We start from the raw sequence: 7,470 nt of genomic DNA, 5'->3' as shown, positions 1-7,470 counted from the left end.
GTCCCACGACAGTGAGGAAAGTGCTGGGCACGTGCCATGGTGCGCACGCGGATCCCGCAAAGGGCAAGCTCCGCACCCGGCGTACACAACATTCTGAGCGTGGCCATCCAGGAGTTGTGCAGCCCTCCGATGAGAGGCGCCCGTTGGAGGATCCCCATGTGAAACGGCGTCGGTGAAGGGGCAGCCTGGAGTTGCTGCGTCGTCTCAGAAGATACTGAGTCTGGAGAGGGATCGGTTCCTCCGGACTGAGCTGGTCCCAGCGCGGTGTCCACGTTCGCCACCGTAACTCCGCCTCCGGGACCGCCTGTTGCCTCATCCTCCGGGGGGATCCACGCCGGCCAGGTTCACCCTGAGGGCCGACGACGGCGGGGCAGCCTCGACGCGAGAGTGGAACCCATGATGACCCACCCCTCCATCGGCACCCCGCCCCTGCTCACCGCACGTAACCTCGTCAAGGACTACGGCACCACCCGCGCCCTCGATGGCGTCGATCTCACCGTGGGGATCGGTGAGTCGGTCGCGATCATGGGCCCGTCCGGGTCCGGCAAGACCACCCTGATGCACGTGCTCTCCGGGATCCTGCTGCCCGAGGCCGGCTCGGTCCTGTTCACGGCGCCCGGGTCCGACCCGGTGGAGGTCACCGCCCTGGACGAGGACGCCCGGGCGAGACTGCGCCGCGAACGCCTCGGCTTCGTCTTCCAGGACGGGCTGTTGCTGCCCGAGCTCACGGCGCAGGAGAACGTCGCCCTGCCACTCATGCTCTCCGGCGTGCCCCGCCCCGCCGCCGAGCACCACGCCGGGCAGTGGCTAGCCGCCCTGGGACTGGACGGGATGCAGGACCGCCGCCTCGGGGAACTCTCCGGCGGCCAGGCCCAGCGCGTGGCCATCGCCCGGGCCCAGGTCGCCGACCCGCAGGTCGTCTACGCGGACGAACCCACCGGCGCCCTGGACTCGGTCACCTCCGCCTCAGTGCTCACCGCGCTCTTGGACTCCACCGTCGGCCGCGGCCACACCCTGGTCATGGTCACCCACGACGAGGCCACCGCCGCCCGCTGCTCCCGCCTGGTCCGCGTGCAGGACGGACGGATCGTGGCCGACTCAGCCACCGGACGGTCCGCGTCCCCCGCGGGCTCCCAGGGAGGCCACCGATGAGCGCGCGTTTGCCCGCGTCCCCGTCCGGATCGCGCGCCGGGATCCCCACCGGGGACCACGCTCCGACGCCGGCCGGTGACCTTCCGGCGATGCCCGGCCCGTCACCGTCGGGCACGGGTATCGGACGCCACGGCACGGCGGCGCTGCTGCGCTTGTTCCTAGGCAAGCTGTTCTCCGACCGGCAGGTGTGGGTGCTGCCCGTGGCCTCCTTCGCGATCGTCGGCACGCTGACCCTGCTGGTGGCCGGTGGCGCATCTTCCTTCTGGTCCATCACCGGGGAGCTGGGCGGCTTCTACCTCATGCTTTCGGTGTTCGCCCTGATGCTGCTGATCTTCCCCTTGGCCGGGCTGGCCGGCGCCGCGGCAAAGCTGCTGGCCCGACGGCGGGACGAACGACTGTCCTCCCTGCGCCTGCTGGGTGCCGGGACCGGCACGGTGCGCACCCTGGCCGTGGCGGAGGCGGCGGTGCTGGCCGCCGCCGGGCTGGTGGTCGGCGTCGCCGGGTACCTGGTCCTGATGCCCGTGGTCGGACTGATCCCGTTCGCCGGACGGCCCATCGGCGGGGCGGGGATGTGGCTGGGCGGGCCCTGGCTGGCCGCGGTGCTCGGTGCCCTGCTGCTGCTGGCGGTGCTGAGCTCGCTGGCCGGACTACGCCGGATTGAGATCACCCCGCTCGGAGTGCGCACCCGTCAACAACCGGCCCGGGTCCACTGGGTGCGGGTGGTGCTGGCGCTGGCCGGCGTGGCCGTGGCGCAGCTCATGCTGCAAGTCGCCGGGGTCGGGGACATGATGTTCTTCCTCGTCATGGTGCTGATCGGCTTCGGACTGCCCCTGCTGGCCCTGCACTTCATCGGCCCCTGGCTGCTGGCCGTCATGAGCCGACGGTCCTGGCGCCGGGCAAAGGGCCCTAACCAGCTGGTGGCCGCCCGCAACGTCCTGGAGTCCCCGCAGCAGGCCTGGCGCCAGGTCGGCGGGCTGGCGGTGACCGTGTACATCGGCGTCGTCGGCGGCGCGGGCATGGGTCTGGCCGGCGCGACGTCGGCCGAGGGCGCCCGGCCGGAGGACCTGCTGCTGATGGCGGACCTGCGCACGGGCGTGCTGCTGACCATGCTCATCGCCTTCGTGCTGACCGCGTGCTCGGTGGGCATCACCCAGGCCGCACAGGTCCTGGACCGAGCCGAGATGTACCGCGGGCTCGGCCGGATCGGGATGACCGAAGCCACGATGGAGGCCATCCGGCGGCGCTCGGTGTTCGGCCCGCTGTGGACCGTGCTGGTGTTCTCCGTCGGGGCCGCCGTGATCACCACGCTGCCAATGATCGGCGCGGCGATCGTGTTCAGCCCCACCTCCATGGCGCTGGTCGCCGGATGCCTGGTGGCCGGCGTCGCGCTCATCCGGCTGGGGGTAGCCGCCTCCCGGCCGACGCTGCGCGCGGTACTGCGGGGCTAGGTCGACAAGCATGGGCGGCCGTCATCTATCACGCTGGGAAGGGGCTGGCCACCCGGTCCGTCGCCTCCCACCCGGAAGGCTCGGCCCCCACGTTCCGTGGCGTGCTGTGAGCCGTGCCTGCGCCGACGCGGGGTCCACGGACGCTGTATCGGTTGGGGATCCCCTCGTGGGGCAGTCCAGCTGGGTGAACCAGAGGAACTGGTGGTGGGGTCACCGGGTGCTCATCCGGTCCGCTCGTCCGGGTCCAGGCGGGACCGGTGCTGACCCTCAAAGAATGCAGACGGGGAGAACCACTGGCTGGGACGCGGAATGGTCCCGCCTTCGTGGGGATCGGACTCGGCCGGCACCCGTCCGGGTAGCTGGGTCATGGGCAAGGGTTGCGGGGCGCCCCGGCTCGGCCGATCATCCAGCCGGCCAGGAACGAGGCGATCTCCGCCGGCGTGCCGTCCGGGACGTACCAGAGACCGGGCCCCTCGAGTATGGAACCCGGCTCACGGCCGTACTTGATCCGGTCGTCGGTGGAGTAGTGGCCATTGAAGATCAGGGTGGCGGTGATGTGGCGGTACTCGAGATAGACCAGCCAGTAGTCACGTTCTTGGATGTCGGCGTCGGCCTCGACCACCGAGTGGTCCGTCAGCAGGTCGACCACGCGTTCGACGACGAGCACTACCCCTCCTGCTCACTGGTGTAGTTCAAGGCTTTGATCAGCAGGTGATCGCGTTCGGTCTCATGGCGGACTGTTCCCTCGGGGGTGATCCAGTCGTACTCGCTGACATCGAGGACCCCGGTGCGGCGGTATCCCAGGCGGCGGTATAGACGCTCCGCGGCCGGGTTGTCCTCGGCGACGCCGACCGCCATCTGGTAGCAGCCGGTTCGCGCGATGAGGTCCTCGGCGGCGGCGATCAGGGCGCTGCCCACTCCTTGTCCGCGATACTCGTCGCGGACCTGCAGGTGATTGAGTTCCACCGCCTCGGGGTACGCGGTCCGGGCGTTGGACCCGATGCACCCACCCCATTGCAGGACCCCGGAGCCCAGTGGCTCCTGGTCATGCCACGCGACCAGGTACGTGGTCTGGCCGGCCCGCTGGCAGACATGGTGTGCCTCGTGGACGCCACCGGGTGTCCTCCAGCGCGAGCACAACACGCTCAGGTCCGCGTCGGTGCAGGGGCGAATATCCATTCCCCCATTCAACAAGACTCCCCGGAAAGGGATCCCCTTGCGGGGCACCGTGTTCCGTAGGCGGCACGAGCCTGACGCGGTTCAGTCGTTCCTGACTATGGTGGCGGGTATCACTACGCCCATGGTCAGGAGCCATAATGCAACGCAAGGGTTTGGCAGCCGCCGCTATGTGCATGCTTTTCCTGGTGTCGGGATGCAGCAACCAAGCCAATGCCGGCATCAGCGTCCTGGACGAGCCGGCAGCCGACGACCGGACGCTGCCCGCCAACCTGTATCGGGGTGAGATGGAGCCGGACAGCGCCCGGTTCGTCGGCGAACATGAGGGCATCTCATACTTCCTTGCCAAGCCCGCCGACCCCGGCATGGCCGGCGGTGTGTGCATTGTGGCCGTGGAAGCGGAGTCGTCCGCCTGTGACGGCCCTTCCAATGTTGATACCCAGCTGGCGACACTCGGAGTGGCCGGCGCTGAGGCCAGGGTGGTGCGCGACGGGGCCAACACCACCGATCTCACCGATGACGGCTGGACGCAGGTTCACGAGAACCTGCTGGTGCGGTAGCCCGTACCGAGTTCTTTCGTAAGCGGATCCCGTTGCGGAAGGCTCACTGTGGCGTTTAGGTCTATGCGGGCGTAGTTATCGACGCGACCGTCAGAATGCCATCGAGTGGCCCAGGATTCATGGCGGCCTTGAACACTCTATCGATCGTAGTCACCGTAGGGACAAACCGGGAGGCCGCCCTAGGGTCCTTTCGGCCGGTGGGTGATGGGCACTTGTGCGCGACCCGATCCTCAGGCAGGTATCAGGGCCAGCTCAGCAGGCATTCAGCTGTGAGGCGCACAGTTCAGCGCGGGGGTGCACCTCAAGGCAGGTGTCGATTCGGAATCCGGTGGCACTTTGAACCTGAAAGGCAGCGCTCATGGTAGAGATTCTGGGGCTTCCTGCGCACATCTTGTTCCTGCACGCGGTCGTCGCTTTCGCACCGGTGGCCGGCCTGACCGGCATCGTCTACGCCCTGCGCCCACCCTGGCAACGTGTCCTGGAATGGCCCATCGTCATCCTGGCGGTACTCACTGCGGCCCTTACGATACTGACCGCCAGTGCCGGGGAGGTCTTGGAGGAGGCCTTGGAGGAGGTCGGATCCCCCAGCTCCCTGATCGAGGCTCATGCCGCCCAGGGTGACCGGCTCGAGATTGTCGCGGGAGTCTTCGCCGTCGTCGTGATCTTGACGGTGGCGGTCACCGGCCCCTGGAGCACTTCCCGGATCAAGTGGTTGGCCCCGGGACGGGACATTCGGTGGATGGTGGCGGCTCTGCGGGTGCTCACCGTCCTGGCCGGGTTGCTTCTGATCTATCAGGTCGTGGTGACCGGCCATTCCGGGGCCGAAGCCGTGTGGACGGACTGGCGCTCCGGCTGACGCGCCATCGCCCTATCGGCGGTTTCCAGCTGGAATGGTGCAGCGGTGCTTGCCCTGGGAACACCCTGAAAGGGGGTGATGTGGCAGTGGCCACTGGTGGAATTCGCGTGCCAAAACCAGCCGAGGGGTTCTCCACCCCGGGGCCGGCGCCTCCGGGCGGCCCGGTGTCGCGCCGGGTGGAGGGCGTCGACGTCGCCCGGGGGCTGGCCCTGATCGGGATCGTGGTCGTGAACGTGCTACCCGATACCCCGACCGGAGACCTCCTGCTGGTCTGGACCGTGCTCGCGGGCCGGGTGGCCGCGCTCTTCGCGCTGATCGCGGGGATCTCCATCGCCCTGCAGACCGGCGGCCGGCAACCACCCATCGGACGGGCGATGACCGCCGCACGGGGAGCCCTCGCTTTACGAGCCGTGCTGATCACCGGGATCGGGCTGCTGCTGGGGTCCACGGACACGGCGGTGGCGATCATCCTGCCGTACTACGGGATCCTGTTCTTGTTGGCGGCACCCCTGCTGGGCCTGGGGCGGCGGACCCTGTTGGTCCTGGCCGTGGTTTTCGCGGTGGCCGGGCCGGTGGCGATGCAACTGGTCCGCGCCGGGTGGCCGGAGATGCCGGTGTTCGACGACGAGTACACCTTCGGGTTGGCGGCGGCCCACCCGGGGGTCTTCCTCACCGACATGCTGCTCACCGGGAACTACCCGGTCCTGCCCTGGGTGGCCTACATCTGCGTGGGGATGGTGGTCGGTCGCCTGGACCTGAACTCGAAGAAGGTCGCGGCTGCCCTGCTCGGCGCGGGGGCGGCTCTGGCGGTGTCCACGTGGCTGGTGTCGGTGCTGCTGCTGGGTCCGGTCGGGGGAATGGGCCAGATCACGGCCGCCACCCCGGACCTGGACCACGGTCAGATCCAGAACATCCTGGTCTACGGGGAGGACGATGCAGTGGATGGGCTGCCGACCACCACGGGGTGGTGGCTGGCGATCCTGGCGCCCTATACCTCGACCCCGGTGACCATCCTGCACACCGTGGGCACCTCCCTGGCGGTCCTGGGCGCTGTATTGCTCCTGGTGCCGTATCTGGGTCGCACCACTCGTCCCCTCGCCGCGGCCGGGTCGATGACGTTGACCCTCTATTCCGCCCACGTCGTGATCATGGCCACCGACACCGTTGATCCTGAGCGCCCGATCATGTCCATCGCCATCCAGGTCATCGTGTTCATACTCTTCGCCGTTCTCTGGCGAGCTGCCGTGGGCAAAGGCCCCCTCGAAGCCATCCTCGCCGGCGCCACCGGATGGTTTCGCACCCTCATCCTCACCGGCCACCGCCCCGCGCCGCCACCAGACGACCTTGGTGCGCACTAACCCCGCCGCTGCAGTGCAGGCCCGGCCTGCAGCGCATGCACGGAAACGGAGCTACTCCAGGGGCCTGTCATCGATCACCGCAGCCCACGGGAACGAACCAAAGCGCCCCGGGCATGCGTTCCCCCCGGCCCGAAGACGCACGAAGAAGCGCATCACTAATACCGTCCCAGCGGGGAATCCACTCACGGGGCGGTACGGATAGTCACTGCCCCCGCCGGTAGTGGGCGGTGCCAAGCAATCCTCCGCACGGGTATATATGTCAGTGCAGATGCTCCTCCGGCCAGCGTGTGAGGCTTTCCTGCGTACATGCCCATGAGACGTTTGAACCGACACTGCCGGGGTGCCGTGCGGGACGTGCGTACGGTGAAAGGCAGGCGAAAAGGTGCCATGAGTAGGAGACGCGACAAGGATTCCGTGTATTCGTTTCCGGATGATCTGCACACACAGACCCCAAAGGAACAGCTGTCGGCCCTGGCCCAGGAGTACCTGGAAGCCATCCGCCCGTACCTGAACCAGATGCGGGAAATCACCGACCTCTACGAACAGCGCCCCGAGGATTCGGTCCGGATCGAAGCCGGTCACCACCGGTTGGATGAGCTCTGCAGGACGGATGAGCGGGAGCGGACCCACGATGCGATCGACGATGCCCTGGGTCTTGTCGTCCCGAAGAACGATTGCGATTTCCTCGTTTACGAGTTGCTCCGACAGTCCGCCAATTCTTACGAGGAATGCTGGGTGCTGACGGACTGGGAGGACAACATCACCCCGCCGTTGCCGGTGGCCGTCCGGCATCTCATTGGGCAGGCGGTGGTCCGCAGCCCCGAGATCCAGAACGTCGCCGACCGGGCCCACTGGCTCGACCACGAAAACGAAAGCGCCCCTCGGTAGAACGTCCCGTCTGGGATTGACCGAATCTCCGC

General features: G+C 68.1%; 8 protein-coding genes. 6 read left to right on the top strand and 2 right to left on the bottom strand.

Annotated features, from left to right (window positions below; genetic code table 11):
- The first annotated feature begins 399 nt into the window (after positions 1 to 399).
- Together Q0283_RS17515 and Q0283_RS17510 are read left to right on the top strand one after the other, a co-directional pair.
- Positions 400 to 1,152 (top strand): ABC transporter ATP-binding protein, encoded by a 753-nt coding sequence (locus tag Q0283_RS17515; protein ID WP_183528370.1) that lies wholly within the window; start codon positions 400 to 402, stop codon positions 1,150 to 1,152.
- Entirely contained in the window at positions 1,149 to 2,600 is a 1,452-nt protein-coding gene (locus tag Q0283_RS17510; protein WP_298045933.1) for a permease, read from the top strand. Before Q0283_RS17515 ends, Q0283_RS17510 begins: the two co-directional genes overlap by 4 nt.
- Before the next feature lie 364 nt (positions 2,601 to 2,964).
- On the opposite strand, the gene Q0283_RS17505 is transcribed toward Q0283_RS17510, so the two are convergent.
- A complete protein-coding gene (locus Q0283_RS17505) occupies positions 2,965 to 3,267 on the bottom strand; it encodes a hypothetical protein (RefSeq protein WP_183526103.1) in 303 nt (100 codons plus the stop codon).
- Entirely contained in the window at positions 3,267 to 3,779 is a 513-nt protein-coding gene (locus Q0283_RS17500) for a GNAT family N-acetyltransferase (RefSeq protein ID WP_183526106.1), read from the bottom strand. The genes Q0283_RS17505 and Q0283_RS17500 overlap by 1 nt, the downstream gene beginning before the upstream one ends.
- Positions 3,780 to 3,952: 173 nt before the next feature.
- On the opposite strand from Q0283_RS17500, the gene Q0283_RS17495 reads away from it, so the two are divergent.
- From Q0283_RS17495 to Q0283_RS17480, 4 genes are all read left to right on the top strand, one after another.
- Complete coding sequence (locus Q0283_RS17495) at positions 3,953 to 4,336, top strand: hypothetical protein (protein ID WP_298045931.1); 384 nt, start codon at positions 3,953 to 3,955, stop codon at positions 4,334 to 4,336.
- A 358-nt stretch (positions 4,337 to 4,694) separates the two neighbouring features.
- Positions 4,695 to 5,192 carry a DUF2231 domain-containing protein gene (locus Q0283_RS17490; RefSeq protein ID WP_183526111.1) on the top strand — a complete coding sequence of 166 codons (498 nt, stop codon included), beginning with the start codon at positions 4,695 to 4,697 and terminating at the stop codon, positions 5,190 to 5,192.
- Positions 5,193 to 5,299: 107 nt separating this feature from the next.
- Positions 5,300 to 6,550, top strand: a complete 1,251-nt coding sequence (locus Q0283_RS17485; protein ID WP_183526114.1) for a heparan-alpha-glucosaminide N-acetyltransferase domain-containing protein — start codon at positions 5,300 to 5,302, stop codon at positions 6,548 to 6,550.
- A 414-nt stretch (positions 6,551 to 6,964) separates the two neighbouring features.
- Complete coding sequence (locus tag Q0283_RS17480) at positions 6,965 to 7,438, top strand: hypothetical protein (protein WP_183526117.1); 474 nt, start codon at positions 6,965 to 6,967, stop codon at positions 7,436 to 7,438.
- Positions 7,439 to 7,470: the final 32 nt, after the last annotated feature.

Origin of the sequence: uncultured Citricoccus sp. (assembly GCF_937871995.1) — a bacterium.
In the GTDB taxonomy this organism is placed as follows: Bacteria; Actinomycetota; Actinomycetes; order Actinomycetales; family Micrococcaceae; genus Citricoccus.
The sequence above is the reverse complement of the archived record's forward strand: the minus strand, read 5'-3'. Positions and strand labels throughout refer to the sequence as shown.

Excerpts from the sequence above, each read along its gene's own strand:
- Q0283_RS17490 (WP_183526111.1), top strand. The coding sequence starts at position 4,695 with ATGGTAGAGATTCTGGGGCTTCCTGCGCACATCTTGTTCCTGCACGCG.
- Q0283_RS17500 (WP_183526106.1), bottom strand. The coding sequence starts at position 3,779 with ATGGATATTCGCCCCTGCACCGACGCGGACCTGAGCGTGTTGTGCTCG.
- Q0283_RS17515 (WP_183528370.1), top strand. The coding sequence starts at position 400 with ATGACCCACCCCTCCATCGGCACCCCGCCCCTGCTCACCGCACGTAAC.
- Q0283_RS17510 (WP_298045933.1), top strand. The coding sequence starts at position 1,149 with ATGAGCGCGCGTTTGCCCGCGTCCCCGTCCGGATCGCGCGCCGGGATC.
- Q0283_RS17495 (WP_298045931.1), top strand. The coding sequence starts at position 3,953 with ATGCTTTTCCTGGTGTCGGGATGCAGCAACCAAGCCAATGCCGGCATC.